The sequence below is a fragment of the Bartonella queenslandensis AUST/NH15 genome (genome assembly GCF_000312585.1).
Taxonomy (GTDB): Bacteria; Pseudomonadota; Alphaproteobacteria; order Rhizobiales; family Rhizobiaceae; genus Bartonella; species Bartonella queenslandensis_A.
Genome location: NZ_HE998069.1, coordinates 1 through 235, shown reverse-complemented (window position 1 = coordinate 235; position 235 = coordinate 1). Strand labels below are relative to the sequence as shown.

Sequence of the window (235 nt, the reverse complement as noted above, 5' to 3'; positions counted from 1 at the left end):
CATTGCTTGGGAAAATGGCGTAGCGGACGCGTTAGGGAGAAGTGTTGGTGGGCGGTTGGTTGATTTTGGCAGATAAGGAAATGAAAAAGGTGTTGAGAAAAGCAGAGAGCTTTGCGTTTCACGCAAAGGGTCTGCTGGATAATGAAGCGTGGGGGAAGAAGAAGATCCGTAAAGCATTGATGAGGAGAAAAACTTTCGTCACAAGGCAAGTGCAAGAAGAGCAAGGCGGGAAAGC

The 235-nt window shown here is 48.1% G+C and carries 1 protein-coding gene; it reads left to right on the top strand.

Translation table 11 applies throughout. The features are described 5' to 3' along the window. Positions 1-47: 47 nt before the first annotated feature. On the top strand, positions 48-235 hold a 188-nt coding region (locus BN338_RS09390; RefSeq protein ID WP_039761523.1), incomplete at its 3' end, for a hypothetical protein.